Below are 24,507 nucleotides of genomic sequence, written 5' to 3'. Positions count from 1 at the left end.
CAGCAGCTTGATCGCGTCATAATCCGCAATCCCGCCGCCGACCCTTTTCGTCGTATAGAACAGCACATACGGCTTGCTGCTGAACGGGTCGCGCAGCACACTCACGCCCTGGCGGTCCACGATCAGATAGCCGCGCCGGAAATCACCAAACGCGATCGACAGCGAGTTGGCCGCGATGTTCGGCATATCCTCGGCCTCGACCAGTTCGAAACCCATGAACCGCGCCTTGCCGTCCGCGGTCAGCGCCGGCTGCCACAGGTAATTGCCGTCGGCATCCTTGAGCTTGCGCAGCGCCCCCTGCACCTTGCGGTTCATCACCCAGGACGCGTTCTGCCGGTAGCCAGCCTTGAGCGCATAGACCAGGTCGATCAGCACGTCGCTGGCATTGCTCGCCGGCAGCGCGCCGGCGACGCCCGTCGGAATGTAGCCCAGATTACCCCAGCTCCAGCTCGTCTCGGCCACTGCCGTTGCCGCGAGAAACCCGGTCGGCTTGTTGACGCCATTGCCGGTCACGAAGGCCGTGGCTTCCTGCGCCGCAAAGGCCGCGTTGACCTCGTCGGCGATCCACTGGCCGACATCGACCGCGGCATCGTCGAGAAAGGCCGAGGTCGCCGCCGGCATGGCATAGAGCTCCATGGTCGGGTAGCTGAGCTCCGCCAGCGTCTGCGAGTTCGTCGTCGGCCGCGCCGCCGTCTCACCCACCCAGCCCACAGCCGGTCCGGTGATCGAGATCGGCCGCTTATAGACCGCGCCCGACACCTGCCGCACGCCTGCAATGGCCCGGATCGGCGACACCGCCGTCATCAGCCTTGTGATTTCCGTCTCGGTCTCGGGCGGCACCACATAGCCGCCATCCGCGCCGACGCCGATCGACAACGCCTTCTCCTCGCCGCGTTTCACATAGGAGGAGAACGCCTCCTTGTATTCGCCGTCGACGTGACGCGCCCTGCCATCCAGCAGCGGCCGGGCCCGTTCCACCTGGGCGCGATCCAGCGCCGCCTTCTGCCCGTCGAGCACGGCGTTCAGCCGGTCGAGCTTGCCTTCCAGCAACCCGTCGGCCGAACCGCGCTTTTCCAGCTCCCCAAGGCGCTGGTCGTTGGTGCGTTTGAATTCCTCGAACGCGGTCGAGAATTCGGCGAAGAGAGCGCCAATATCGCTCCCCGCGCCGGCCTTGGTTTCAAGGCCGTCACTGGTCATGTCCATGCAAATGTCCTTATCGGTTGCGAATAGTCTGGGTGGCGGCCACGATGGCGGCGCCGGTCGAATAGGAGGGCGCAATCCGCGCGTCCTCCATCATCGGAAAAGTCACGATCGAGATCTCGAACAGATCGATCTGCCACAGCTTGCGATGCCCGCCCTCGCGCGTCGCCTTGACGGTGCGAAAGCCGATGGAAAGCCCGTCGAGCGCCCCATTCTCGATCAACCGCCGCAGCGCATCGGCCCGCGGTACGCCCGGCACCAGCCGACCGGCCACGAACAGCCCCTGCCCGTCCTCGCCAATGGCGTCCCAAGTGCCGACCGGCTCCTTGGGATCATGCTGGAACAGCAACCGGATGCGGTCCCGCCGCTTGCTCAGGCTCTTGGCAAACGCCCCCGGCATGACGATGTCGCCGCCGGCATCGAGCCGGTTGAACAGGCTCGCATAACCCGAAAACCGCCCCTCGCCGTCGATGGGTATCCCCGCCATCAGCGCTTGCCCGGCCTGGCGGCGACCGGCTTGCCGGGCTTGGCGAGCGTCCCCGCCAGGTTCCAGGCAAATTGCCGGAACGTCTGCTGCGCATTCTCCCGATTCTGCTTGTTTGCCATGGTGTTAGTCATCCTTCCTGAACAGCCGATTCAAACTGGCAATCTCCTGCACGAAGTCGTTGAAGTGTTGATTCACCTTGGCCATCTCGCGCAGGCTCCACACGAGAAGGGCACTCGCGCCACTGGCCCACAGGAACAGTGCGAGGTGTGCAAGATCACCCCGCTCGATGACGGTTTTGGTCAGCTCGTCCATGATGAAGCCCCCTATGCGATGCCAACAACCATCTGGCCCTAGAGGTCAACTCAATGCAGATTGTCATTGAGGACACTCACATGCCCACGATCCTTCGCCGCGACGGCTATCGGTTCTTTTTCTTCAGCAACGAGAACGACGAGCCGCCACACATTCACGTTGAATTCGGCGACAAGCTCGCCAAGTATTGGCTTGAGCCCGTGGAACTGGCATCATCGCAGCGTGTGCGCTCCCACGAACTGGGCGCAGTTCGGCGATTGGTCGTCGAGCATCGAACCGAATTCCTGAAGGCCTGGCATGACCACTTTGACGCTGCAGACTGAGCCGCTTGCCGTTGACGTCGCCGTCACCGCTACAGTTCTGCGCGTCACCCTCGATGATGGCCGCGAGCTCTCCGTGCCGGTCGAGTGGTTTCCCCGCCTGCGCGATGCGTCGGACAACGACCGTGCCAACTGGCGCCTGATCGGTCGCGGCGAAGGCATTCACTGGCCGGCCATTGACGAAGACATCTCCGTCCGCGGCCTGCTTGCCGGTCACCGCCAGACCCGCGCAGCTTAGCCAGCTTGGACCTTTTCCTCGCAATCCTACCGATCATGGTCTTGCCGTTCGTCGTTGCGGCCGGCGTGGTCGCGATCGCTCGCGGCGTCTACAAGGTTGGAATTCCACTCGTTGGGCTGGCTATCCTGCTGATCGTCTTCACAGGCATCTAAACCCCCAGCATCGCCCGCTTCTCCGCGTCGCTCAAAAACTCCGCATTCCCCACCCGTGCCCACAGCGCCGCCCTATCCTCGGCCAGCGCCTCCACCCCGTCGAAATCGGGCGTGACCACTGCTCCGCCAAAGGCCGGCGACAACCAGTTGCTGAGGTCATCCGCCACCCGCACCACCAGCGGGATCAGCGTCTGCCGCCACAGCGCGCGATTGGCTTCCGCGAGGTTCGCGTAGGTATTGTCGCCCGGAATGCCGAGCAGCATGGGCGGCACGCCGAAGGCCAGCGCGATATCGCGCGCCGCGGCGTGCTTGGCCTCGATGAAATCCATGTCGCGGGGCGATAGCGCGATGGTCTTCCAGTCCAGCCCACCCTCGAGCAGCATGGGCCGCCCGGCATTGGCGCTCCCGGAAAAATTCTCTTCCAGCTCGGTCTTGAGCCGCTCGAACTGGTCCCCCGTCAGCGTCTGCCCACCCATGGAATAGACCAGCGCCCCGCTCGGCCGCGCCGCATTGTCGAGCAGCGCCTTGTTCCAGGCCCCGGCGGCATTGTGGATATCGAGACTGGTCTGGGCCGCCTCCAGCGGCGCCATGCCATAGTGGTCGTCCAGCGGATGAAACAGCGCCATGTGCAGCACCGAGGGCACCGGCCCCTCGTCCTGCTGCAGCCGGCTCGTGCGCCCGCCGGCCGTATAGTCATAGGCCATGGGCCAGCCATCGGCCCCGGCCACCACCTTCATGCGATCGGGCCGCAGGCAGAACAGCCCCTTGACCTCGCCATCGACCACCCCCGCCTGCAGATAGGCATTCCCCGAAGTCTGCAGGTACGCATAGACCGCCTCGAGCAGTTCCCCGCCCGATTGCCGCCCATTGGGCCGAGCCAGCAGGCTTGCCAGCGGATGTTCATCCAGCCGCTTGCCCCGCTCGCTGACCACCAGCGGCACCCGATTGGCGGCCTCGGCAATCAGCCGCACGCAGCGATAGACCACCGGGTTCCGCGCAAAGCCCTGATTGACCAGGCTGGCAAAGCCCCGATGGCTCCAGTTCGCCGCACCGAGCTGGCTGAGGCTCAGCAGCGTATGCCCAGCAAAATTCTTGGTTTCGGCAGGCGTGTTCGTTCCGCCACCCAGCAGGCGGCTGATCCAGTTCGGCATTGCGATATATCCTTGTTCGCTGAGCCCATGGCTCCATCCCCCTCGCCCCTTGCGGGAGAGGGTCGCTCAATCCGCGTTCAGCGGATTGAGCGGGGTGAGGGGGTTCTCTTGGCGTTGGCGTTATAGACCCCTCATCCGCCCTTCGGGCACCTTCTCCCGCAAGGGGAGAAGGGGGCATCGAGCTTGTGGACAACACTACAAACCCCTTACCCGCGGCCCTTCGCCCCCCAGCAGCAGTTCCGTCACCGCCCAGACCAGCGCATCGACCCGGTCCGGCGAGTGTCCATCACTCTTCCCATCTGCCCCGAACGCGCACATTTCGTCTTCCAGCGCCGTCAGCCCTTCGACATGGCGCACCAGCCCGCGCCCATAGAGCGCGGCCACCGGTTCGGCCCGCAGCCACTTGCTGCGATTGGCCCTTGCCGTGCGCACCGGCACATTGGTGTCAACCTGCCCGATCACCTGGCGCACCAGGTCGCCGCCCTGGTTGACCTCGACCACGATGGCATCAGCCTCATGCGCATGAAACGCCGCCACCGCCCGCCGCGCCCAGGCCAGCGGCGCCGCCTGCTTGAGCGTACAATCCTCCAGCACCACCGCGCCCTCGCCCACCCGACCGGCCACGACAATGCCGCAGGCATCGGAGCGCGCCGTACCGGTCACCGGCGGATCGACCGCCACTAGGATCCGCCCGACCGGGCCACCCTCGAAACGGCGAAACATGCCCCGCTGCCACAGCGCGCCCGGCAGGTCTTCGATCAGCTCGCCATCGAGTTCCTGCCGGCCGAGCACCGAGCCGCGATAGCGGCCCACGACGCTCTCCATGAAATCGGGAGCGAGATGGGCGTGGTTGTCCTGTGTCCGCATGCGGCTGACAACCGTTTTGGGATCGGCCAGCAGTCGCCGCAACAGCGCGATGGGCCGCGGCGTAGTCGTTGCCAATTGCCGCGGCCGCTCACCGAGGCGCAGGCTGAACTGCAACATGTCCCACGCCGCTTCCGCATCGGGCCATTTCGCGACCTCGTCACACCAGGCCGCCGCAAATTGTGGCCCGCGAAAGCGATCGGGGTCCGAGGCCGACATCAATGTCGCTTCCACCCCGTTTGGCCACAGCAGCTGATAGCCGCGCAGTTTCGGCCGTTCCTTGTCCAGGCACACATTGAACAGTCCGCTTTCCCCGCGCACCATGATCGCCAGAGCCTCGCTCATGGTCTCGCCAACCAGCGCGATGGGTGACACCTTGCGGGCCGCCAGGCCCCGCACCCACTCCGCTCCCGTGCGTGTCTTGCCACAGCCCCGGCCACCCATGAACAGCCAGGTCGTCCAGTCGCCCGGAGGCTCGCGTTGCTGGTCGTAGGCCCATTCGTTCCAGTCACAGTAGCGCGCGTCGACTTCATGATCGGAGAGTGCTGCGACCTGTGTCGCGCCGTCAGCGTCGCTTGCGTTCATCTATGCGCCTGGCCAGTTTTTCGCGCTTGTCGCGCATGTCCTTGTTCTGCGCCGGGCCACCATTGTCTTTGTCGGCGCGCTCCATGCTGCTGAGCTTGTCGAAGTTCTTGATCATCTCGGTCAATTGGTTCGCTTCCTTGTCCCCTAGCGTCGTGTTGTCGGCCTTGGCCAACTTCCCCACCTGCGATTCCAGCACGGCGAATAGCCGCGACAGGGTGGAGCGGCGCCGGCCGGCAATATCGGAGCGGCGCGACGGCCAGTGATCCTTGCGATAGCGATTTTCCAGCGAACCCTTGGTCACGCCGAAGCGTGTGCAGATCTGCTTGATCGTTTCCTCGCTATGCTCATAGGCGTGCCGGATCGCCACCCAGTCGCGGGTGTCCTTCAGTTTCGACGCTGCCATGAGTTCCCCGGTGCTTCTGCGGGGACGACCGGCTCACCGCCGCCTCACCCACTTCTTCGACCATGCCTGAACTATAGCCGATCACCGTGACGCGGGGATAACTTCTCAGCACCAACGGCAAAGGCCCGGTAGTCCGGCGGTTTTCTAGGGAGGGATTTGGGGGATGAGCAGAATGGCGCGCCGCTGCGTGCAAATCGAAACAAGAAAAAGCCCCGCTACGTCACCGCAGCAGGGCTCAGAATCCCGGCACCAATCAAAATCAAATCCGGACGAATTCCACGCTCTTGCAGGCGATCAGCTGGCAGCCCTGCAGCTTCATGCGGTCTTCGGTGACCAGCGTTACCGAGCCGGAAACCGAGTTGCCCTCGTAATTCACCGTGCCGCGCCATTTGTTCTCGGCCACCGGCTTGGCGCCGTTGACCACCAGCTGGTTGAGCAGCGCCACGTTTTCGGGCTTCCGCGCGTCCTTGCGCAGCCAGGTCAGCTTGGCGCAGAGCTGGGTGCCGTCGCCGCAATAGCTCACCGAATAGCGGGACTCGCCGGATGCAGTCTGCCAGGTGCCGACCGGGGTCAGGTCCTGGGCGAAGGCCGGGGCGGCGAGGAAGAGTGCCATGGCCGCGGCGGCAAAGGTCTTTGCAATAGTCATGGTCGTCTCCTCGATAACGTTCAGGACGCCGCGGGCCCGCCTTCGGGGCGGAGGTCGGCGAGATGGAGTGGTTGATCGAGCAGATGCCACGGCCGGACTGAACCGGCCGATAACCACGCATTCATCCTGCGTTCATCGTCGTGGCGAGTTGATGGCGAAGCCACCTCTCCCTTTGGGGGAGAGGTCGACCCTCTTGGGTCGGGTGAGGGGGCCTTTACTGGGTGCGGTGCAAGGGGATGGCCCCCTCACCCCGGCCTACGGCCGACCTCTCCCCCAAAGGAGAGGCGTCAACCGAACTTCCGCCTGGCATCCAGCGCCAGCCCCAGCCCAACGCTGCCCAGCACGTCGGTGCGCACCAGTTCGGCCTCGGGGAACAGTGCCCGCAGCCGCGCCGCGATGGCCGGCACCTGGGTCGAACCGCCCGTCAGGATCAGGCTGTGGATATCCCGCGCCGCCACCCCTGCCCGCTTCAGCGTTTCGGCGATGGTGTCCTCGATGCGCGCCACCGGGCTCTGCAGGGCCCGGGTCAGGTCATCGATGGTCATCATGGTCTCGATCCGGCGGTCGCGCACCGGAAAGGCGAAGTCGGTCGTCGCGGCATCCGACAGCGCGATCTTGGCCGCCTCCACCGCACCCACCAGGCGATGGCCCAGCCGGTCCTCGATCAGCTCCATCATCATCGCCACGCGCTCGGGCGCCTGTGCCTCGCGCTGCGTGCCGCGCAGGTCGCGCAGCGTCTGGGCGGTATAGAGCCGGTTGATGCGGTGCCAGGTGGAGAGGTCATAATAGGGCGCCACCGGTAGGTGCCGCTTGCCGTCGCGTGTCATGGTGCCCAGGCCCAGTTCGGGCATCACCTTGGTCATCGACAGCAGCCGGTCGAAATCGGTGCCGCCGACATGGACGCCCGCCGTCGCCAGGATGTCCTGGCCCCGGTCCACTGTCCGCGCCCGCTCGGGCGAAACCCGCACCACCGAAAAGTCCGACGTACCACCGCCCAGGTCGACGATCAGCGCCAGCCGCTCCGCCGTCACCTGCCGCTCATAGTCGAGCGCCGCGGCGATCGGCTCGAACTGGAAATCGACGTGGCGAAAACCCTGTGCCCGCACCGCGCTTTCCAGCTGCCCCTGCGCCGCCGCATCGGCCACCGGGTCGTCATCGACGAAATGCACCGGCCGGCCGCAGACCACGCTCTCCACCGCGCCGTCCAGTTCGGTTTCGGCCCGGCGTTTCAGCTCGGCGATGAAGATGCCCAGGATTTCGAGGAAGCCATAGCTGCGCGCCTTGACGCGCGTGCTGTCCCCGATCAGCGCCGTGCCCAAGACGCTCTTGAGCGAGCGCATCAGTCGGCCGTCGGCGCCGGTGACATATTCGGCCACCGCCTGGCGGCCGAAATGCACGCTGTCATCCTCGAAGCCGAAGAAGATCACGCTGGGTATGGTTTCGCGCCCGTCCTCGAGCTTGAGCAGCTCGGGCACGCCGCCTGTATTGAGCCGCGCAATGGTGGAATTGGACGTGCCGAAGTCGAGGCCGCAAACGAGGGTCATGGCATGCCGTCCATCATGGAAATGCGCCGGGCGGCGCGCGGGACGGCCTGTTTAGATAATCAGCCTGCCGGAGGCAAGCTCAGGCGGCCTTGCGCTGGCGCTGCTGCGCTGGCCGCAGGTCCACGGCCTCGAGGCGCCCGATGCCCTTGCGCTGGGCCTTCTTCAGCGCTTCGGCGCCGGCCTCGAAGAATTTCTTGTCATAGGTGCCGCGCGGATTGGTCACCGCCAGGCCCAGGCTCACCGTGACAATGCCTGCATGGCTCTCCCTGTGCGCCAGCATGAGGCCGCGCACCGCCTCGGTGATCTTGTTCGCCGTGGCGCGCGCCATCAGCCCCGGCAGGTCCGGCAGCACGACGACAAAGCCGGCCCGCCCCAGCCGCAGGCAGGTATCGCCACTGCGCGGCAGCACATCGGTGATCGCGCGCATGACCGAGAGCACGCAGTCGTCGGTGCTGTTCTTGCCATAGGCGGTGAAATATTCGGCAGATCGGTCGATTTCGATGACCAGCAGGCCCAATGACACATGCCGGCCCGCAGCGCTGGCCCAGCCCTGCGCCAGTTCGTCCTCGATCAGCTGCCCCAGCTTGGGCTTGATGCCCATGGATCGCGCGATCGCTGCCTGCCCATAAGCCGGCACCCGCTCCGACCGCACCGGACGCAAGGCCCCCAGGGCGGTTCGGACCCGGGTCCAGAAGGGTTCGGCAGTCGCGGATACAGTCATGGGTTGTCGCCTATCCTGGGCTCGCGCACCGCGAGATCAGGCCACAACATGGTTAACGAGGTGTAAATATTATCCTTGCCCGCCCCATACCGACTGACAAACCCCGATCTAACCAGGCTATGACCTGGTTTGTTGTTATTAGATACCAGGCTATAACCTGGTTTTAATATGTCGCGTGCCAGGCTATAACCTGTCATGGCTATCACACAAACCAGGCCATAGCCTGGTGGAGGTATCGAAATGGCTTGGAATCGCAACCTGCAGCGAGCAAGACGTAGCTTGGACAAAAAACTAGGGGTCGGCCGGACGAGCCTGGGCGCTGCGCGTTCATGCCAATCTGACCACTGAGTCCTATCTGATGCGACTGCACCGGCGCATGTTTGGTGATGTGTGGTCATGGGCTGGCAAACTTCGAGCGCGTGAGACCAATATCGGCGCCATGCCCTATGAGATTGCCGTCAAGTTGCGAGAATTCCTCGACTCCGTCGACTACTGGCTTGCCCACGAAACATACGCACCCGACGAGATCGCTGCGCGCTTCCACCACGGCCTCGTCCTCATCCATCCGTTCACCAATGGCAACGGCCGCCATACGCGCTTGGCCGCAGACCTTATGTGCCGCAGGCTCGGGCAGGACTTCTTCACTTGGGGCGGTCAAGGCCTCGATACCGACAGCGCCACCCGCCAGACCTACCTCGCGGCGCTTCGTTCAGCCGACCAGCACGATTTCGGCCCGCTACTCGGCTTCGTCCGCAGCTAGAGCTTCTCCGGCGGTTCCCATTCCGGCCAGTCCACCGCGTGCTCTTCCCAGGTGTCGGGTTGCACGTCATCCTCGCCGAAGGTGCGGCCCTTGACCGATACGCCCACGTCCACCACCGTCTGCGGATCGCCCGAAACCAGCGGGTGCCACCAGGCCAGCCCCTTGCCCTCGGCGATGCGGCGATAGGCGCAGGTGGTGGGGATCCACTTGATCTCGGTGACATTCTGCGGCGTCAGCTTGATGCAGTCGGGCACCTTGGCCTGGCGGCCGGGATAGTCGGTGCAGGCGCAAGTGTCGCCATCGAGCAGCCGGCAGCGCACATCGGAGGTGATGAGCGTACCGGTGTCCTCGTCTTCCAGCTTGATCAGGCAACAGCGGCCGCAGCCGTCGCAGAGGGCTTCCCACTCGGCGGCGGACATCTGGTCCAGCGTCTTTTCTTCCCAAAAGGCCATCTTAATCCAGTGCTGCTAAGGCTGTTGCCGGTTTGCTCTTGTCGGCGCGCCAGCGCAATCATATTCCAGCGATTGTGTTGCGTTGATCGCCGTCGCAGACAACAGTCCGTGAAGCCGACCTTGAGGACGACTGGTGCAGGATCCGTTTTACACCAAAGAGAAGCGCAAGAAATCCTCCAGCATGCTGGCGGCCGATGCATGGCTGGATTCCTCGCTCTACGAGTTCTGGCAGGCGCTGGGCCACACCTATACGCGCTTCCAGGATTTCATGAGTATCTTCCATGTCGCCGGCTTCAAGCGGGTATTCGTGGAATTGGTGAGCGACGGCTTCTCGTTCCTGGCCATTGGCTGCGTGCTGATGACGGCTTTGGCCCTGCCCGCCTTCGACACCACGGCCTCGGGCGAGTTCAACAAGGCCGAAGACTACTCAGTGGTCTTTCTCGATCGGTTTGGCACCGAGATCGGCCGGCGCGGCATCCGCTCGGACGATTCCGTGGCGCTGGCCGACATGCCCGACTATCTGATCAAGGCGACTCTGGCCACCGAGGACCGGCGCTTCTACGAGCATTTCGGCATCGACGTGGTGGGCACTTTGCGTGCCCTGATGAGCAACGCGCAGGGTGAGCGCGGCATCCAGGGCGGCTCCTCGATCACCCAGCAACTGGCCAAGAACCTGTTCCTGACGCCGGAGCGCAATCTCGAGCGCAAGATCAAGGAAGCCTTCCTCTCCGTTTGGCTGGAGTGGCACTACAGCAAGGACGACATTCTCAAGCTCTATTTCGACCGCGCCTATATGGGCGGGGGCAATCATGGCGTGGTGGCCGCCGCCGAATATTATTTCGGCAAGACCGTGCAGGACATCAACCTGGCCGAGGCGGCCATGCTGGCGGGCCTGTTCAAGGCGCCGGGCAATTACGCCCCCCATGTCGACCTCGCCGCGGCGCGCGGCCGCGCCAATCTGGTGCTGTCCAACATGGTCGCCGCGGGCTTTCTTACCGAAGGCCAGGTTACCGCGGCGCGCCGCCATCCGGCCACCCCGATCAGCCGCGCCGCCGACGCCAATTCACCGAACTACTTCCTCGACTGGGCCTTCGAGCAATCCAAGGTGCTGATCGAAAAGGGCCAACAGGCGACCAACAATTACGTGGTCCGCACCACCATCGACACCACCCTGCAGAAATACGCCGAAGAGGCCGTGGTCTCGACCGTGCGCGAGGGCGCCGAGCGGTATGATGTCGAACAGGGCGCCATGGTGGTTACCGATACCAGTGGTGCCATCCGCGCCATGGTGGGGGGCACCGATTACGCCAAGAGCCAGTTCAACCGTGCCATCGTCTCCACCCGCCAGCCCGGCTCGTCCTACAAGGTCTTCGTCTATGCCGAGGCCATGGAACAGCTCGGCCTCACCCCGTCCGACACGATAACCGACCGCCCCGTCTGCATCGGCGATTGGTGCCCGCAGAACTATGGCCGCAACTATAAGGGCACGGTGACGCTGCAAAGCGCTCTGGCCCAATCGCTCAACACCGTCGCGGTGACGCTGTCGATCAAGACCGGGCGCGACACCATCGCCGCGCTCAGCCATCGCATGGGCCTGCAGGCCGATTACCCCGTCACCCGCTCGCTGGCGCTGGGCGTGGCGTCCGTTTCGGTGCTGGATATGACCTCGTCCTACGCGGTGCTGGCTAATGGCGGCCTCAAGACGCCCGCCTACGGCATCACCCGCATGAGCACGCTCAATGGCGAAAAGGTCTATGAGATCGACCCTGGCGCTCCACGCGAGCGCGTACTCAGCGAAACCACCGTGGCCAACATGAATTTCATGCTGCATAGCGTCATTACCGGTGGCACGGGGCGCCGCGCGGACGTGCCGGGCGTGCCCGTCGCAGGCAAGACGGGCACGACATCCTCCTATCGCGATGCCTGGTTCTGCGGCTTTACCGGCAATTACGTCGCCGCAGTGTGGTTCGGCAATGACGACTACCACCCGACCAACAATCTGACGGGCGGCACGCTGCCGGCCATCGCCTGGCAGAAATTCATGGCCTATGCCCATACCAATATCGACATTCAGCCGGTGTTCGGCGTCGATTTCGTGCCCGAGCCGGTTGTCGTCGCCGAGACCGATCCGGCCGTGCTCGAAGAAGAAATCGCCCAGCGGCCGCCCAGCCTCACCCCAGGCGCCGCCCGCAAGCTGGTCGACCTCGCCGATCGCTTCGCGGCAACGCTTGGGGCTGCACGTCCACTCGTCGATCAGGCGAGCGTCTCTGTGCCAGCGGATACTCAAGGGCTCTAAGGCCGTCCAAGCCAAGACGTAGCCATTGACTACATAGTAGCCATAAGCTACATTGCCTGACGTGAAGCAGATCACCTACACTAAGGTAGCCGCTCGCGCGCTTACCAAAATGCCGCTGAACACTGCTCTGCGTATACGCGGCAAGATAGCCGAATATGCTGCTGATCCGGCGTCTCAAGCCAATAATGTCAAGGCGCTGCAAGGCAGCAAATGGATCAGGCTTCGCGTGGGCGATTGGCGCGTCATCATGGAGGATGGCGCTGTCCTCGACGTTTTGAAGATCGGCCCCAGAGGCAGCGTCTATGAGTGAGGAAGCCCTGCTATGAACGAGATGGTCACCATCCCCCGCGAGGAATATGAACGTCTGCGCGAGGCCGCTGAAGACTTGGCTGACATCGCTGCCTACGACCGCGTCAAGGCCGATCTGGCCGCTGGCCGCGAAGAGCTCATCCCATCCGAATTTGTCGACCGCATGCTCGGCGGCGAAAGCCCGTTGCGGGTCTACCGGGAATTTCGCGGCATGACCCAGTCGGCCCTTTCTGCTGCTGCCGGTGTCAATCGCGTACAGATCGCCGACATCGAAGCCGGGCGCAAATCAGGGTCCATCGATACAGTACGCAAACTCGCGGCCGCCCTGCGCGTGACCATCGACGACCTCGTATAGGCCCATTTCGCCCTTCCGCGCATCTGCCCCCCTTGCTATAGCCTTTGGCCAGCCACTCTAGCGCGCAGGTTGCCGTCGCCCATGCCGATTTCCCGACCGAGCCGCTAAACCGTGCGCTTCGTAGTCTATCTGCTGATGATGATCGCCGTGGCGCTGGGTGTCGGCTTCGGGCTCAGCTATTACGCGCTCACCGATGGGCGCCTGTTCGGCGTGGCGCAGGTCGGCCCCTGGCATGCCTGGCCCGATGTCGGCGCCAATGCACCCAATCCCTATACGCGGGGCCATCTGGCGCGCACGGCCGCCTTCGAACTCGGCCAGGCCGAGGGCCTGCAATTCACCGCGACGGCCGATAGCAGCGGCCAGCCCCTCGTCCGCGATTGCGCCTATCGCATCGCTGGCCGGACGCCGCTGGCCAGCTTCTGGACCCTGGTGGCGCTGGACGAGACTGGCATCAATATCGCCGCGCCCGATACTGCGCCGGCTATGCGCAGCTCGAACATCGTGCGCAGCGATGACGGCGCCATCCAGATCAATGTGGGCACGCGCCTGATGCCGCTGAATTGGCTGGAGTTGACCGGCGAAGGACCTTTCAGGCTGGTGCTGACCCTCTACGACACTGCCGTGTTTTCGGGCTTTTCCAGCGATGAATCCATGCCGGCAATCGTTCGCGGGAACTGCGCATGATCCGTCCCCTGCTCTGGCTGCTCGCCGGTGCCGTGCTCGGCGGCATCATCCACATTGTGGTCATTCTGACTCTGCCGGCATTGGCGGAGCAGTCGCTGTGGACCCGTGTCGCCGCGATCGAGGCCGATAACCGCATGGTCATCCTGCCACAGGTGGAGGCCGGCAAACCCAATCCGCTGGGGCTCGACCCCGAACTCGTTTATGGGCTCTGCCGCGTCGACCTCTCCCAGGGCCCCGCCTATGTCAGCGGCATCCTGCCCGACGCCTTCTGGTCGGTCGCCCTGTTCAACCGATCGGGCATCGTCACCTATTCGACCACCAATCGCGACGGCATCGGCCAGACGCTGGAGCTGGGCATCTTCAACGCGGCCCAGACGCGCCTGCTGGCCCAGCAGCAACTCGACGTCGCCGAGGGCCTGCTGGTGGTGGAATCGTCCAGCGACCAGTTACTGGTCCTTGTCCGCCTCGCCCCGCCGCACCAGGTCATGCGGGGACGGTTCGAGCAGGAACTGTCCGAAGTGGACTGTGGAACGCGAGGTTAGGCGAAGGACGCCGATATCCGCCGGTCATAGCTTTGCGGCGGATATCCCCGGATGGGTTTCTTCGCCCCAGGCGAATAGCAGCGCGCCCGAGGCGAACATTGCCAACGCGACGAACCAGAACGCAGCCTCGATCTGGCCGGTGACATTGGCGGCCACCCCGAAGCCCAGCGCCCCGACGGCGTAGCCGAGATCGCGCCAGAACCGATAGATGCCGATCGCCGATCCGCGCCATGTGGGGGACGCGATATCGGCCACGGCGGCGGAAAGATTGGGATAGAGCAACGCCATGCCAAGGCCCGACACTGCCGCCGACAACGACCACCAGACGCTGCCCTCGCCCATCACCATCATGGCGACGCCGGCGCCGCATATCCACATGCCCGTGACATTGGGCCAGCGCCGCCCGACCTTGTCCGACAGCCGGCCGGTTACGAGCTGCGAGCCGCCCCACACCATGCCATACATGCCCACAACCCAGCCGATCTCCGGCAGGGTCAATCCCCGATCGAACAGGAAGACCGGGTAGATTACCCACACCAGGGCGTCGACGAACTTCTCGACAAGACCCGCCTGGGAGATTGCCGCAAGCCGGCGGTCGCGCCAGGTCATCAGCGCGAAGACGTCCCATGTCGACATGGCCTTGTCCTGGTTGCCGTTGGCCAAGTGGTTGCGGGCTTCGCTGCGGGCCCAGGGCAGTGTGTCGCGAACGAACACCATAGAGAGGATCAGTCCCGCCGCGATCACCACGACCCCGAAGGCGAGCAGCCCCTGGCGCGGCCCCATCAGCGTTGCGGCATAACTGGTAATGATGCCGGCAAGCGCCACGCCGATATAGCCGGAAAACTCGTTGAGCCCTATGGTCACGCCGCGCTGGGTGGGGCGCGTGAGGTCGAGCTTGGATGTCTGTGTCATCGACCAGCACAGGCCCTGGTTGATCCCCAGCAGCACAGTGGCGGCCACTATCCAGTTCCAGTTCGGCGCAAAGGCGATGAGGAAGGGGATCGGCAGGGCGACGATCCAGCCCAGCACCAGCACTTTCTTGCGTCCGATCCGTTCCGACAGCCGCCCGGCGACAAAATTGAGCACACCTTTGACCACCCCAAAGGCAATCACGAAGGCCGAGAGCAGCACGAAGGAGCCGCGTGCGACGCCGAACTCACTCTCAGCCAGCGCCGGCACGACCGTGCGGGTCATGCCGATGGCAAACCCGACCAGCAGGACCTGCACCAGTTGCTGGACAAACTGTCCCCGGTTCTCGGCAATGCCGAAACGATGCACCTCTGTCGTCATGTCAGCCGCGACCCGCATTCTGGGCGCGAGTCAGCACTGCACCGGGCGGCGGCGGCGGAATGTCGGCGATCATCGCGGCGACGAATTCGGTTTCTCCTTCAATGGCGAAGGCTTTGTTGAAGCGCCGCTCGAACCCGATGGTCGAGCTCGGCTTCCCCGAAAGCTTGCGACCGCACACCGAACCCGAGAAGGCACCCGGCAACACTTCCAGATGATCGGGCAGCTGCTTCAGGCGTCGGACGCTGGCAAACAGGCTGCGCGCGCCATCCTCGGCACTGCTCGCCAACTCCGTCCGGCCCAGATCTCCTACCATCAGCGTGTGCCCGGTCAGAACGAACCACGGCTCATCGGTGCGGCTGCGGTCGGACACCAGCAGGCAGATATGTTCTGGAGTGTGGCCCGGCGTGTGCATGACTTTGAGCGAGACATTTCCCAGCTGCAGTTCATCCCCGTCCGCGACCTTGTGGAAATCGAAATCCACCTCAGCGCTTTCGTGGAGCACATAACGCGCGCCCGCCGCCTCGGCCAACTGGCGCCCGCTCGAGAGGTGGTCGGCATGCACATGCGTATCTATCACATAGAGAATGCGCATACCGGTCTGTTCAGCTGCCGCCAGATAGGGGCCGATGTCCCCTATCGGATCGACCACCGCGCCAGAAGCCTTTCCTCCACATCCCAGCAGGTAGGACGCACCAACCGGGTTGGTATGCAGAAACTGGCGCAGGATCATGCTCGCCTCCTCAATCAAAGTTCATTCAATAATTCGGTTGAACGTATTAGTTTGAACGCGAACACCCTGTCAAGCGCCTCAGCCACGCATGTCGTCACTTGCGGAGTGGACGGCTTGACGGTCACAGAAAAACCCGCCCGCTCGCCGGGGAACCCACGTCGTCTTGACTTCCATCTCGCCGCGGAGACAATACGGGCCATGGGGATTGCGATCTCCCCACGAGGCGCCAGCCGAAGAATCGCGTCCACATCACAAAATCATGCAAGGACGCGCCATGTCTTCGAACACGACGATTTCCGTCGACAAGCTTTATCGCCTCATTGGCACACCCCGATCGCCCCGCCTTATCGACGTTCGTACCGCGGAGGCGTTTGCGGCCGATCCACGGCACATCCCCGGCGCTGTACGCCGATCCCACGAAACCATGGCCGAGTGGATCGACCAGTTTCGGGGTTCCAGCGTTGTCGTCATCTGCCAGTATGGGCACAAGCTCAGCGAAGGCGTGGCCGCCTGGCTCAGGCATGAAGGCATTCCCGCGGAAGGGCTGGAGGGAGGCTATTCCGGTTGGGTCGAGGCCGGCAAACCAGTCGTACCCGAAGCGGCTATGCCGCCGCGCGACAGCGCCGGGCGAACGGTCTGGGTCACGCGCGCCCGGCCCAAGGTGGATCGCATCGCCTGCCCGTGGCTGATCCGCCGGTTCGTCGATCCCGATGCGGCCTTCCTCTTCGTAACCCCCTCCGAGGTTGCCGCCGTCGCCGAGCGGTTCGGGGGAGCACCCTTCGACATTGACGACGTCTTCTGGAGCCACCGCGGCGAGCTGTGCACCTTCGACGTGATGATCAAGGAGTTCGGGCTGGCGTCGGATGCCCTGGAGCGGCTGGCCACCATTGTGCGTGGCGCCGATACTTCTCGCCACGATCTGGCGCCGGAAGCGGCCGGGCTGCTTGCCGCTTCGCTGGGACTGTCGCGGATGTATGCGGACGATCTCGAACAACTCGAGGCCGGTATGGCACTATATGATGCCTTTTACCGCTGGGCGCGCGACGCGACCGAGGAAACCCACAACTGGCCCTCGGGCAAGGCGAGGAGCTGACGATGTCGGACGTTTTGCCCCCTTCCGTGCCCGGTGCCGAAGTCTATCAGCCGGGCGTCACGATCCCGTTTTCGGAAGCGTTGAAGGTCTGGGCACGGATCGCTGCCTTGAGCTTCGGCGGTCCTGCCGGCCAGATCGCCGTGATGCATCGCATCCTTGTCGAGGAGAAACGCTGGATCGGCGAGCACCGATTCTTGCACGCCCTCAACTATTGCATGCTGCTGCCCGGGCCCGAGGCGCAGCAGCTGGCAGTCTATCTCGGTTGGCTACTGCACAAGACCAAGGGCGGCATGGTCGCCGGGCTGTTATTCATCCTGCCCGGTTTCGTCTCCATCCTGGCGCTCAGCTACCTCTATGTGGGGCTGGGGCACCTTGATGCCATTGCCGGGCTGTTCTTCGGGCTCAAGGCGGCGGTGCTTGCCATCGTGCTGCAGGCGGTGGTGCGCATCGGCAAGCGGGCACTGAAAAACCAGGTGATGATCGGCATTGCCGTGGCCGCGTTCCTCGCCATCTTTGCCTTCGACATCCCGTTTCCGCTCATCATCCTCGCCGCGGCGCTGATCGGCTATGGCGGCGGGCGCATTGGTTCGCCGCTCTTCCGCGTCGGAGGCGGCCACGGCGCGGGCAAAGGGCCGGTATTCGAGGATGCCCACTCGCTGCTCGGCGAAACCACGCCTGCCCATGCCCGACCGAACCTGCGCTGGTCGCTCTCCATTTCGGGGGCGTTGCTGGCGCTCTGGTTGGTGCCCGTGCTGGCGCTGGTCGTCTTTCTCGGGCCGGAAAACGTCTTCAGCCAGATCGCCATGTTCTTCAGCCAGATGGCGGTGGTCACCTTCGGTGGCGCTTATGCGGTCCTTGCCTATGTGGCGCAGGAGGCGGTGCAGAACTACGGCTGGCTGATGCCCGGTGAAATGCTCGACGGGCTCGGCATGGCCGAGACGACCCCCGGCCCCCTGATCATGGTAGTGCAGTTTGTCGGCTTCCTCGGCGCCTATCGCGATCCGGGCCTGCTCAACCCCATGGTTGCCGCTGCCCTGGCCGCGATCCTGACCACCTGGGTCACCTTCGTGCCGTGCTTTCTGTGGATTTTCCTTGGCGCGCCCTTCATCGAGCAACTGCGGGGCAATGTGGCGCTGACCGGGGCGCTCTCGGCGGTCACGGCCGCCGTGGTCGGCGTCATCGCCAATCTGGCGGTCTGGTTTGCGCTGCACGCCCTCTTCGCGGAGATCACCGTGTGGCAAGGCCCGGGGTTCACCCTCGATGTGCCGGCCTGGGCGTCGATCAATCCCGCTGCGGTGGTGCTGACGCTCGCAGCAGTACTGGCGGTGTTCCGCTTCAATATCGGCACGATGTGGGTGCTCGCCGGCTGCGCGATTGCGGGGGTCGCCTGGCTGTCGCTCTGACACGCCAAGCTATTTGGGCAGCACGACTTCCTGATCGCCCGGATGCTGGAACCGTGACGGGATCACGATACTGCCCCCGCTTTGCTGCGCACTTCCATTGCCACAGAAGTCGTGGCGATCGGCCCGCGACACATAGACCGACAGGCGCCGCAGGGCTTCGTCCACCGCCAGCGACTGTTCGTGCGGCGTTTCCACCAGCAGGCTATCGAGCGCGTAGTCATAGCTGGCATGGCGGTAGTTCAGCGCCCGCACGAACCAGGCGATGAAGGCACTGTTCTCGTATTTGCGCGCCGCCAGATTGTCGCCCATGGCCGGCGGCAGGTCGCGGCCCAGGCTGTCATAGGCGATGGCGCGCTGACGATCGATCTCGATCACCGCGCAGATCGCCGCGAACGTGCCCGGCAGAGTATCGATATCCGCCGCGATATGGCGGCCAACCGTGGAATAGCGCGTGCGCGAGGACTGGTACTCGGTCCGCTTGAGCCAGGCATAGTAGCGCTCGATGGTATAGCGCTCGTCCTTGGGTGGGATAATGCGGGTGCGCTGCAGTTCCACCGAGGAATCGAACACCCAGTCCTTGGCATGCGCCGCCACGAGGAAGCGCCAGACGCGATTGTGCATCTCCTCTTCCTGATCGGTCTTGTTGAAGTTGGAGACCGGCTCCTTGCGATTGCGCGCGATGAAATCGCCCGCCGCCGGCATAGCCACGTCATGGGTGAAGCCGGGCGCGGCGCGGCCGAAATCGCCCACCGGTCGGGCGACCGAACAGGCGGCAAGCAGCGCGGCCAGGGCCAGCGCAGAGGTCAGCCGAAACAACTTATCCACGCTTGCGCTTTGGCCGTGTCGGATCGAGCCTTGTCGTTGGCGGCTGCGGCGCCTGGCGTTCATAACGCACCCCGGTAAACATCAGGATCTGGGCGTCGCCGGGCGCTTTCGCCCCGCGTTTGGCGGCTTTGCGCCGCTGATCGAATTTGACGAGCTTTCCCAAGCTGTCCTCCAGGTTGCTCGCTCCTCCATTCCCAATGGAGACAACGGTTCGCGTTACAAATCAGTCCGCGCGACGCCCCTCGCGCTGCCTGCTCATGTCCGCATTAAGAGATCGTCAAGGTTAACAGTCTGCTAACGAATTGGCGGCAAGAGTGACGGTGCATCGAATGTGATGCGATTCCGAATGACGGTCCCCGACACATGCTTGGTTTTCAGCCCTACGAGACGTTTCAACTGCTCATCGAGACAGGCGGCGTCGACCGTACGAACACCTTGCTGATCGCGGCCTGCGACGCTTATGCCCGTCGCGGCAAGGCGACGCCTCCCGAAATGGAACAGTTTGAAGCGCTCGCGTCGCGCCTGTTCCCCATTGCCGGGCCGCAGGCCCGCGCCAAGGGCGCTGCCATTCTGGGCCGTGCCGAAATGCTGTCCCCGACGCTCGAACAGCTCGTCGTCGACAATATCGGCGAAGACCTCATCAGCTTCCTCACCGGCGCCGCCGATCTTTCCGAGCCCACCATGCTCGATATCATCGCCCGCTATGACGTACCGGCCGCCGCCACCATTGCGGCGCGCGACGACCTCACCAATGTCGTCTTGGCCAAGCTCTTCCAGATGAATTCGCGCAAGGTCTACCGGGCCTTGGCCTCCAATGCTGCGATCGTGCCGCGCGGCGCCTATCTCAGCGCCCTCGCCCGATCCGCCCAGATGGACCACATGGTCGCCGAATCTCTGGCCAAGCGCAGCGATTTCGACGCGGCCCTGCTGGCTCCGGCCTTCTTCGACCTGTCGGACGAACACCGGGTCAAGGTGATCCAGGCCTTTACCAACCGCGAAACGCCGAAGCTGCCGACCAGCCGGACCATTGAGCAACTCACTGTTGCCAACCAGGAATTGACCAAGGCGCTGATGAAGCTGTTCTCGGAGAACCGCCGTCCGGAAGTCACCCGGCTGCTGTCGCAGATCACGAGCCTGGATGAAGTGCGCTGCGGGCAGATTGCCCATGACGTCACCGGCGCCGCGCTGTTCGTGATCCTGCGCGCCTTCGGCTGCAGCGCCTATGAAGGTCTGAAGGTACTGATCCACGCCACCAGCCACGACAGCGATCGCTCGCGCGCACTGGCCGATTTCGCCACGCTCTTCGGCAATGTCACGCCGGAATCCATGGCCTATCTGATGAGCGCCTGGCGTGGCGAGGTGAACCTGCTTGAGCTCAACAAGCCCGAGTACAAGCCCTTCACCGAAGCCAGCCGCCGCACGCCATCCCAGACGCTGGCGCCGGCCCACAATCCCGTGGTCGAACAGGCCATCGAGGCCCTCGCCCGCATTGGTGCCCGCCGCGCGAGCTAGATAACGTCGATTCCGACATCATCGCCGCGCAGGTCGAGGCTGAGCACCCACAGATCGGGATCGAATTCGATTTCCCGCGCAATGCGTTCGCTGACCTTGCTGGCTTCGACGCGGCCGAAGCGGCGTTGAAACACCAGTCTGGCATCGTCGGGGCGGCCGGCCATGGGGGCGGGTGTAAAGAGCGAGCGGGTTCCGTCGAGATGATCGACCTCGATGAAGACCTGTCCGGCAATCGGGTCGCCGCGGCGCGCAACCACGCACATATTGCCCAGGTCGTTATGGCGCCGCACGAAGACACCACACCAGATATCGCTGCGCAGCGCGCTCACTAGATCTCGGCGCCGGCCTGCCGCAACAGGCCGACCAGGTCGGGTTTCACCTGTCCGGTGACCTTGTAGCTGTGGAAGTTCTCGAACTCTCGAATGGCCTTGGCGGTAGCGTCGCCCGGATGGCCGTCGATCGAGCCATGGTAGAAGCCCAGGCTCGCGAGGCCCTGCTGGATCTGGCTGACCAGCTGGACATTGTTGGCCGGCGCGACACTCGTGGTCGCCGCCATCATCTGGTTTGGCGCGGGTCCGGCCTGCACTGCCGTTGCAGCGCGCGGGGCCGCCATGGGCTCAAGCGAAGCCACCTGTACCGGCGCCGGCATAGGCTGCTGGGCCGGTGCGGCCGACAGCGGCACGGCGGGGACCGGCCTGCTCACGGGAGCCGGCGGAGTCGTGCGACCGCCATCGACGGCAGCAACGATCGAATCGATGGTCAGCGCCGCGGCATTGCCGATGGTATCGACCGCCTGGTCGACCGGAGACAGTTCCGCAACCCGGCCCACCAGAATGTCGCCTTGCGGTGCAGGACGCGGCACCACTGGCTGCTGCACGGCGGCCTGCTGCGGTACCGGCGCGGGCCGGACAACGGGAGCCGGCTGCACGGCCGCGGCCTGCTGGGCCACAGGCACCATGCCGGCGGCGTCGGCACGCAGGATGGCGTCGATCACCTCGCGGGTCAGCGCGCCGGTCGGCGTCATGCCGTTGCGTGTTTCGAAGGCCCGGATCGCCGAGGCGGTCATTGGGCCGTAAAAGCCATCGACCGTGCCGTTGAACAGACCGAGTTCGGTCAGCTTCTTCTGCACGGCAAAGGCCTCGCTATTGCCCACCGGCGCTGCGGGCATGGCCGGCGGCACGGTGGCAACGCTGCCTGTGGTTTCGCCCACCGGCGGCAGAACTGCCGTCTGGCGCGTCGGCGCAGGCAAGGGCGCGGGCGCCACCAGCGGCTGCGCCACTGGCGCGGGCACATCCGTGGCCGGCATGAAGAACGGCGCGGGGTGCCGGGCCGTCTGCAGGTAAAGGGCATTGCTGGCCGCCATCGCGGTCAGCGTGACCAGGGCCAGCAGGCCCGTCGAGGCGAGCGGCGCACGCATATAGCGCGAAAACGCCCAGAGGCCAGCGCGACCCAGTGAGGCCGCGGCAGCACTGCCCGCCAGCAAAGGCAGGCGCGAGAAGGTGGTTGCCGTCATTGCGCTTTTCTTTTTTCGTCTTGCCATGAATGAATCTGAGCTGCGGCTGGCTCTTTACGGAAGGGTGTTACCGAACCAGTTTCTTCGCTCTTTATTGCCGGACCGTTTATGGGCAGCAAAACTGTCACGGTTGTCCCCGCTCCAATTTCCGACATGGCCCGCAGCGTACCCTGATGCAGGTCAACCAGCCCCTTCACGATGGAGAGGCCGAGCCCGGTGCCCTCGTAGCGGCGTGCCAGTCCATCCTCTGCCTGGAAGAATGGCTCGCCTATCCTGCTGAGCGATTCGGGCGCCATGCCGACACCATTGTCGCTGACCGACAGGTTCAGGCTCTGGCCCTGGCGTTTGAGGCTCACCGTAACACGGCCACCGGGATAGCTGAACTTGACGGCGTTGGACAAGAGGTTGAGCAGAATCTGCCGGCATGCGCGCTCGTCGGCAACCAGCATCGGCAGATGGCTGGCGACATCGGCCACAAGCGTCACATCCTGCGCCTGCGCCATGGCGTCCACCATGCTGAAGCAGGGCGCGATCATGTCTTCCACGACAAAGGGCTCGGTCTGCAGCTCGAACTTGCCGGCCTCGATCTTGGACATGTCGAGCAGCATGCGCACCACTTCGAGCAGGTGCTTGCCACTCTGATGGATGAGACCGGCATATTCGCGATGGGTGGTCGACAGTTCACCGCCGATATCGCTGGTCATCATTTCGGAAAAGCCGACCACGGCGTTGAGCGGCGTGCGCAACTCATGCCCGATGGTCGCGAGGAAGCGGGACTTGGCCGCGGACGCTTCTTCAGCCGTCCGACGGGCTTCTGCCATGGCGATTTCGTTGTCCTTGCGGCGGGTGATGTCGTGAAACAGAGCGACCACTTCATGGCGCTGACCCACCGTCTCCGGGTCGATCACCGGCGACAGGCTGATCTCCACCCAGATGAAGCGCGGCAGGTTGGTCGTGGCGCGCGGATCGTCCTGGCGCATCCTGACTTCGATAGTGCGCGACTTGCCACCCTGATTGGCATCGGCAAAGGCGGTCAGATAGGCTGGCCGGTCCAGCACATGCAGGCGTTCGCCCAGTCCGGCACCTGATAGTTCGTAGCGCCGGCAGCCGAAAAGCTGTTCTGACGAGCGGGAAGCAAGCAGGATTTGACCATCGCTGGAAAAGCGGATCACCCCATCCTGCACATGTTCGATCAGGTGCCGATAGGCCGTCATCTGCGCCTTGTCATAGACTTCATAGGCCGCATTGATGCGGTTGGCGCTGTGAATGACGATAAAGGCAGCAATGCCGAAGCCGATGATGCTGGTGCCCACCAGGACCGAAGCCGAGACAGGTATGGGCGGCAGCGAAAGCATGCCGGCCAGGCCGGCGAGGCCAAGCACGGACGCAAACATGATCCAGCTCTGGCGCCGCAACTGCTGCTGGCCAAGCAGAGACGCCATGATCGGCGCCATGACCGCAATGGCCAGCCCGGCATCGCCCAGCTGTTGGTCCGCCAATGTGAGCAGCGCGCCGATGAGCAGAAGTGCATAGACCTGTCCGGCCGCCGCCTGTTCGAACAGCTTGCGCTGATGCAGCGCAAGGGTCGTCATGCCCGCCGCAAGGCCCAGAGCCGCCATGGCAAAGGGGAATGGGCTGCCGATGACCAGCAGATAGACAGCAAGCGGCATGCACAGCGCGCTGAGCAGAATCAGCATGCGGGAATTGTTGGCAAGCGTCTTACGGCGCAGCATTTCGGGCCGATGGCCGCCGCCAGCGATGGCCATCGACATCTCTTTGCTTGCGCCGAAAGAGAACAGGCTACGCATACGCATTACTCACTATCACGACGCCAGCAGTCACGGATGCCATGGGCTCCGGCAAATGCGGCCATGGCCGCACTCCGCCTGAATGGGATCAGGTCTTGTTGCAGCCACCCTGCGTGTGAAGAGCTAAAGGCGCTCTTAAATCCATGCCCGCCAACGGCTCGGAGAGCGCGTCCCGCCGCCCTTTCTCCGGTTAGCGTAAACAAGGTGTTGCCCGGCTAAATCCAGGGAAGTGCATTTGACTAAAATTTTATCGAAATGTCCCAATGCGGCTTAACGGGCCCGGCATAGTGTCGGTCATGCAGGTCGAGACCG

General features: G+C 64.2%; 28 protein-coding genes and 1 pseudogene. 12 read left to right on the top strand and 17 right to left on the bottom strand.

The features are described 5' to 3' along the window. From V6M52_RS14070 to V6M52_RS14060, 3 genes are all read right to left on the bottom strand, one after another. Positions 1–1,203 (bottom strand): phage major capsid protein (locus tag V6M52_RS14070; RefSeq protein ID WP_332701461.1); only part of this gene is annotated, 1,203 nt, incomplete at its 3' end. A gap of 10 nt (positions 1,204–1,213) precedes the next feature. Beyond that, positions 1,214–1,687 (bottom strand): HK97 family phage prohead protease, encoded by a 474-nt coding sequence (locus V6M52_RS14065; protein ID WP_332701460.1) that lies wholly within the window; start codon positions 1,685–1,687, stop codon positions 1,214–1,216. A gap of 123 nt (positions 1,688–1,810) precedes the next feature. Further along, on the bottom strand, positions 1,811–1,999 hold the full coding sequence (locus V6M52_RS14060; protein WP_046170283.1) for a hypothetical protein: 189 nt from the start codon (positions 1,997–1,999) through the stop codon (positions 1,811–1,813). Positions 2,000–2,079: 80 nt separating this feature from the next. Between V6M52_RS14060 and V6M52_RS14055 the strand changes: the two genes are divergently transcribed. Genes V6M52_RS14055 through V6M52_RS14045 form a run of 3 tightly spaced genes read left to right on the top strand, consistent with a single transcriptional unit; the run spans position 2,080 to position 2,709 of the window. After that, complete coding sequence (locus V6M52_RS14055) at positions 2,080–2,322, top strand: DUF4160 domain-containing protein (RefSeq protein WP_332701459.1); 243 nt, start codon at positions 2,080–2,082, stop codon at positions 2,320–2,322. After that, positions 2,297–2,557, top strand: coding sequence for a DUF2442 domain-containing protein (locus tag V6M52_RS14050; RefSeq protein ID WP_332693635.1), 261 nt, complete (start codon positions 2,297–2,299; stop codon positions 2,555–2,557). Before V6M52_RS14055 ends, V6M52_RS14050 begins: the two co-directional genes overlap by 26 nt. Positions 2,558–2,562: 5 nt before the next feature. Then, a complete protein-coding gene (locus V6M52_RS14045) occupies positions 2,563–2,709 on the top strand; it encodes a hypothetical protein (protein ID WP_332701458.1) in 147 nt (48 codons plus the stop codon). Here V6M52_RS14045 and V6M52_RS14040 read toward each other — a convergent pair. The 6 genes from V6M52_RS14040 to V6M52_RS14015 form a co-directional block, all read right to left on the bottom strand. Continuing rightward, a complete protein-coding gene (locus tag V6M52_RS14040) occupies positions 2,706–3,860 on the bottom strand; it encodes a phage portal protein (RefSeq protein ID WP_332701457.1) in 1,155 nt (384 codons plus the stop codon). The two genes, V6M52_RS14045 and V6M52_RS14040, sit on opposite strands and share 4 nt — an antisense overlap. Before the next feature lie 195 nt (positions 3,861–4,055). Next, complete coding sequence (locus tag V6M52_RS14035; RefSeq protein WP_332701456.1) at positions 4,056–5,309, bottom strand: DNA-packaging protein; 1,254 nt, start codon at positions 5,307–5,309, stop codon at positions 4,056–4,058. Continuing rightward, positions 5,290–5,712 (bottom strand): hypothetical protein, encoded by a 423-nt coding sequence (locus V6M52_RS14030; protein ID WP_332693647.1) that lies wholly within the window; start codon positions 5,710–5,712, stop codon positions 5,290–5,292. Before V6M52_RS14030 ends, V6M52_RS14035 begins: the two co-directional genes overlap by 20 nt. A 259-nt stretch (positions 5,713–5,971) precedes the next feature. Continuing rightward, the gene (locus V6M52_RS14025) at positions 5,972–6,358 is read right to left on the bottom strand and encodes a DUF2147 domain-containing protein (RefSeq protein ID WP_332701455.1); all 387 of its coding nucleotides are present in this window, start codon (positions 6,356–6,358) and stop codon (positions 5,972–5,974) included. Positions 6,359–6,645: 287 nt separating this feature from the next. After that, on the bottom strand, positions 6,646–7,902 hold the full coding sequence (locus tag V6M52_RS14020; protein WP_332701454.1) for an Hsp70 family protein: 1,257 nt from the start codon (positions 7,900–7,902) through the stop codon (positions 6,646–6,648). Between the two features lie 79 nt (positions 7,903–7,981). Further along, complete coding sequence (locus V6M52_RS14015; RefSeq protein WP_332701453.1) at positions 7,982–8,623, bottom strand: diguanylate cyclase domain-containing protein; 642 nt, start codon at positions 8,621–8,623, stop codon at positions 7,982–7,984. A 316-nt stretch (positions 8,624–8,939) separates the two neighbouring features. Between V6M52_RS14015 and V6M52_RS14010 the strand changes: the two are divergent. Then, positions 8,940–9,383: pseudogene (locus V6M52_RS14010) on the top strand (mobile mystery protein B); the annotation flags it as partial. Here V6M52_RS14010 and V6M52_RS14005 read toward each other — a convergent pair. Next, positions 9,380–9,835 carry a YcgN family cysteine cluster protein gene (locus V6M52_RS14005; RefSeq protein WP_332693698.1) on the bottom strand — a complete coding sequence of 152 codons (456 nt, stop codon included), beginning with the start codon at positions 9,833–9,835 and terminating at the stop codon, positions 9,380–9,382. The pseudogene V6M52_RS14010 and the gene V6M52_RS14005 sit on opposite strands and share 4 nt — an antisense overlap. A 133-nt stretch (positions 9,836–9,968) precedes the next feature. On the opposite strand from V6M52_RS14005, the gene V6M52_RS14000 reads away from it, so the two are divergent. The 5 genes from V6M52_RS14000 to V6M52_RS13980 all read left to right on the top strand — a co-directional run bounded on the left by V6M52_RS14000 (position 9,969) and on the right by V6M52_RS13980 (position 14,021). Continuing rightward, the gene (locus V6M52_RS14000) at positions 9,969–12,131 is read left to right on the top strand and encodes a transglycosylase domain-containing protein (RefSeq protein ID WP_332701452.1); all 2,163 of its coding nucleotides are present in this window, start codon (positions 9,969–9,971) and stop codon (positions 12,129–12,131) included. Positions 12,132–12,192: 61 nt separating this feature from the next. Continuing rightward, entirely contained in the window at positions 12,193–12,441 is a 249-nt protein-coding gene (locus V6M52_RS13995; RefSeq protein WP_332701451.1) for a type II toxin-antitoxin system RelE family toxin, read from the top strand. 12 nt (positions 12,442–12,453) lie between these two features. Beyond that, the gene (locus V6M52_RS13990) at positions 12,454–12,795 is read left to right on the top strand and encodes a helix-turn-helix transcriptional regulator (RefSeq protein ID WP_332693704.1); all 342 of its coding nucleotides are present in this window, start codon (positions 12,454–12,456) and stop codon (positions 12,793–12,795) included. Positions 12,796–12,906: 111 nt separating this feature from the next. Continuing rightward, positions 12,907–13,479 (top strand): DUF1214 domain-containing protein, encoded by a 573-nt coding sequence (locus tag V6M52_RS13985; RefSeq protein WP_332701450.1) that lies wholly within the window; start codon positions 12,907–12,909, stop codon positions 13,477–13,479. Next, the gene (locus V6M52_RS13980) at positions 13,476–14,021 is read left to right on the top strand and encodes a DUF1254 domain-containing protein (protein ID WP_332693710.1); all 546 of its coding nucleotides are present in this window, start codon (positions 13,476–13,478) and stop codon (positions 14,019–14,021) included. The genes V6M52_RS13985 and V6M52_RS13980 overlap by 4 nt, the downstream gene beginning before the upstream one ends. Before the next feature lie 24 nt (positions 14,022–14,045). Here the strand turns inward: V6M52_RS13980 and V6M52_RS13975 are convergent, their stop codons facing one another. Together V6M52_RS13975 and V6M52_RS13970 are read right to left on the bottom strand one after the other, a co-directional pair. Beyond that, the gene (locus V6M52_RS13975) at positions 14,046–15,311 is read right to left on the bottom strand and encodes an MFS transporter (RefSeq protein WP_332693713.1); all 1,266 of its coding nucleotides are present in this window, start codon (positions 15,309–15,311) and stop codon (positions 14,046–14,048) included. Between the two features lies 1 nt (position 15,312). Beyond that, on the bottom strand, positions 15,313–16,041 hold the full coding sequence (locus V6M52_RS13970; protein WP_332701449.1) for an MBL fold metallo-hydrolase: 729 nt from the start codon (positions 16,039–16,041) through the stop codon (positions 15,313–15,315). A 274-nt stretch (positions 16,042–16,315) separates the two neighbouring features. Between V6M52_RS13970 and V6M52_RS13965 the strand changes: the two genes are divergently transcribed. Both V6M52_RS13965 and chrA read left to right on the top strand, forming a co-directional pair. After that, the gene (locus tag V6M52_RS13965) at positions 16,316–17,134 is read left to right on the top strand and encodes a chromate resistance protein ChrB domain-containing protein (RefSeq protein WP_332701448.1); all 819 of its coding nucleotides are present in this window, start codon (positions 16,316–16,318) and stop codon (positions 17,132–17,134) included. Between the two features lie 2 nt (positions 17,135–17,136). After that, a complete protein-coding gene (gene chrA, locus V6M52_RS13960; RefSeq protein WP_332701447.1) occupies positions 17,137–18,537 on the top strand; it encodes a chromate efflux transporter in 1,401 nt (466 codons plus the stop codon). 9 nt (positions 18,538–18,546) lie between these two features. Here the strand turns inward: chrA and V6M52_RS13955 are convergent, their stop codons facing one another. Then, positions 18,547–19,362, bottom strand: coding sequence for a hypothetical protein (locus V6M52_RS13955; protein ID WP_332701446.1), 816 nt, complete (start codon positions 19,360–19,362; stop codon positions 18,547–18,549). Further along, positions 19,355–19,525 (bottom strand): hypothetical protein, encoded by a 171-nt coding sequence (locus V6M52_RS13950; RefSeq protein ID WP_332693728.1) that lies wholly within the window; start codon positions 19,523–19,525, stop codon positions 19,355–19,357. Before V6M52_RS13950 ends, V6M52_RS13955 begins: the two co-directional genes overlap by 8 nt. A gap of 200 nt (positions 19,526–19,725) precedes the next feature. Here V6M52_RS13950 and V6M52_RS13945 point away from each other — a divergent pair, with 200 nt between their 5' ends. Continuing rightward, on the top strand, positions 19,726–20,874 hold the full coding sequence (locus V6M52_RS13945) for a DUF2336 domain-containing protein (RefSeq protein WP_332693731.1): 1,149 nt from the start codon (positions 19,726–19,728) through the stop codon (positions 20,872–20,874). Here V6M52_RS13945 and V6M52_RS13940 read toward each other — a convergent pair. Genes V6M52_RS13940 through V6M52_RS13930 form a run of 3 tightly spaced genes read right to left on the bottom strand, consistent with a single transcriptional unit; the run spans position 20,871 to position 24,153 of the window. Further along, on the bottom strand, positions 20,871–21,203 hold the full coding sequence (locus V6M52_RS13940; RefSeq protein ID WP_332701445.1) for a DUF1491 family protein: 333 nt from the start codon (positions 21,201–21,203) through the stop codon (positions 20,871–20,873). The genes V6M52_RS13945 and V6M52_RS13940 overlap by 4 nt on opposite strands. Further along, positions 21,203–22,387: a peptidoglycan-binding protein gene (locus V6M52_RS13935; protein WP_332701444.1), complete on the bottom strand. Its 1,185-nt coding sequence runs from the start codon at positions 22,385–22,387 to the stop codon at positions 21,203–21,205. Before V6M52_RS13935 ends, V6M52_RS13940 begins: the two co-directional genes overlap by 1 nt. Further along, on the bottom strand, positions 22,384–24,153 hold the full coding sequence (locus V6M52_RS13930) for a PAS domain-containing sensor histidine kinase (RefSeq protein ID WP_332701443.1): 1,770 nt from the start codon (positions 24,151–24,153) through the stop codon (positions 22,384–22,386). Before V6M52_RS13930 ends, V6M52_RS13935 begins: the two co-directional genes overlap by 4 nt. Positions 24,154–24,507: the final 354 nt, after the last annotated feature.

The organism is Devosia sp. (assembly GCF_036676215.1).
In the GTDB taxonomy this organism is placed as follows: domain Bacteria; phylum Pseudomonadota; class Alphaproteobacteria; order Rhizobiales; family Devosiaceae; genus Devosia.
This window is presented reverse-complemented; position numbering and strand designations above follow the sequence as displayed.

What these genes read in the sequence shown, in the direction of transcription:
- V6M52_RS13935 (WP_332701444.1), bottom strand. Translation starts at nt 22,387, where the DNA reads ATGACGGCAACCACCTTCTCGCGCCTGCCTTTGCTGGCGGGCAGTGCT.
- V6M52_RS13945 (WP_332693731.1), top strand. Translation starts at nt 19,726, where the DNA reads ATGCTTGGTTTTCAGCCCTACGAGACGTTTCAACTGCTCATCGAGACA.
- V6M52_RS14025 (WP_332701455.1), bottom strand. Translation starts at nt 6,358, where the DNA reads ATGACTATTGCAAAGACCTTTGCCGCCGCGGCCATGGCACTCTTCCTC.
- V6M52_RS13975 (WP_332693713.1), bottom strand. Translation starts at nt 15,311, where the DNA reads ATGACGACAGAGGTGCATCGTTTCGGCATTGCCGAGAACCGGGGACAG.
- V6M52_RS14030 (WP_332693647.1), bottom strand. Translation starts at nt 5,712, where the DNA reads ATGGCAGCGTCGAAACTGAAGGACACCCGCGACTGGGTGGCGATCCGG.
- V6M52_RS14055 (WP_332701459.1), top strand. Translation starts at nt 2,080, where the DNA reads ATGCCCACGATCCTTCGCCGCGACGGCTATCGGTTCTTTTTCTTCAGC.
- V6M52_RS14050 (WP_332693635.1), top strand. Translation starts at nt 2,297, where the DNA reads ATGACCACTTTGACGCTGCAGACTGAGCCGCTTGCCGTTGACGTCGCC.
- V6M52_RS13990 (WP_332693704.1), top strand. Translation starts at nt 12,454, where the DNA reads ATGAACGAGATGGTCACCATCCCCCGCGAGGAATATGAACGTCTGCGC.
- V6M52_RS14040 (WP_332701457.1), bottom strand. Translation starts at nt 3,860, where the DNA reads ATGCCGAACTGGATCAGCCGCCTGCTGGGTGGCGGAACGAACACGCCT.
- V6M52_RS14005 (WP_332693698.1), bottom strand. Translation starts at nt 9,835, where the DNA reads ATGGCCTTTTGGGAAGAAAAGACGCTGGACCAGATGTCCGCCGCCGAG.
- V6M52_RS14015 (WP_332701453.1), bottom strand. Translation starts at nt 8,623, where the DNA reads ATGACTGTATCCGCGACTGCCGAACCCTTCTGGACCCGGGTCCGAACC.
- V6M52_RS14065 (WP_332701460.1), bottom strand. Translation starts at nt 1,687, where the DNA reads ATGGCGGGGATACCCATCGACGGCGAGGGGCGGTTTTCGGGTTATGCG.
- V6M52_RS14020 (WP_332701454.1), bottom strand. Translation starts at nt 7,902, where the DNA reads ATGACCCTCGTTTGCGGCCTCGACTTCGGCACGTCCAATTCCACCATT.
- chrA (WP_332701447.1), top strand. Translation starts at nt 17,137, where the DNA reads ATGTCGGACGTTTTGCCCCCTTCCGTGCCCGGTGCCGAAGTCTATCAG.
- V6M52_RS13980 (WP_332693710.1), top strand. Translation starts at nt 13,476, where the DNA reads ATGATCCGTCCCCTGCTCTGGCTGCTCGCCGGTGCCGTGCTCGGCGGC.
- V6M52_RS14060 (WP_046170283.1), bottom strand. Translation starts at nt 1,999, where the DNA reads ATGGACGAGCTGACCAAAACCGTCATCGAGCGGGGTGATCTTGCACAC.
- V6M52_RS14035 (WP_332701456.1), bottom strand. Translation starts at nt 5,309, where the DNA reads ATGAACGCAAGCGACGCTGACGGCGCGACACAGGTCGCAGCACTCTCC.
- V6M52_RS13965 (WP_332701448.1), top strand. Translation starts at nt 16,316, where the DNA reads ATGTCTTCGAACACGACGATTTCCGTCGACAAGCTTTATCGCCTCATT.
- V6M52_RS13970 (WP_332701449.1), bottom strand. Translation starts at nt 16,041, where the DNA reads ATGATCCTGCGCCAGTTTCTGCATACCAACCCGGTTGGTGCGTCCTAC.
- V6M52_RS13930 (WP_332701443.1), bottom strand. Translation starts at nt 24,153, where the DNA reads ATGGCCATCGCTGGCGGCGGCCATCGGCCCGAAATGCTGCGCCGTAAG.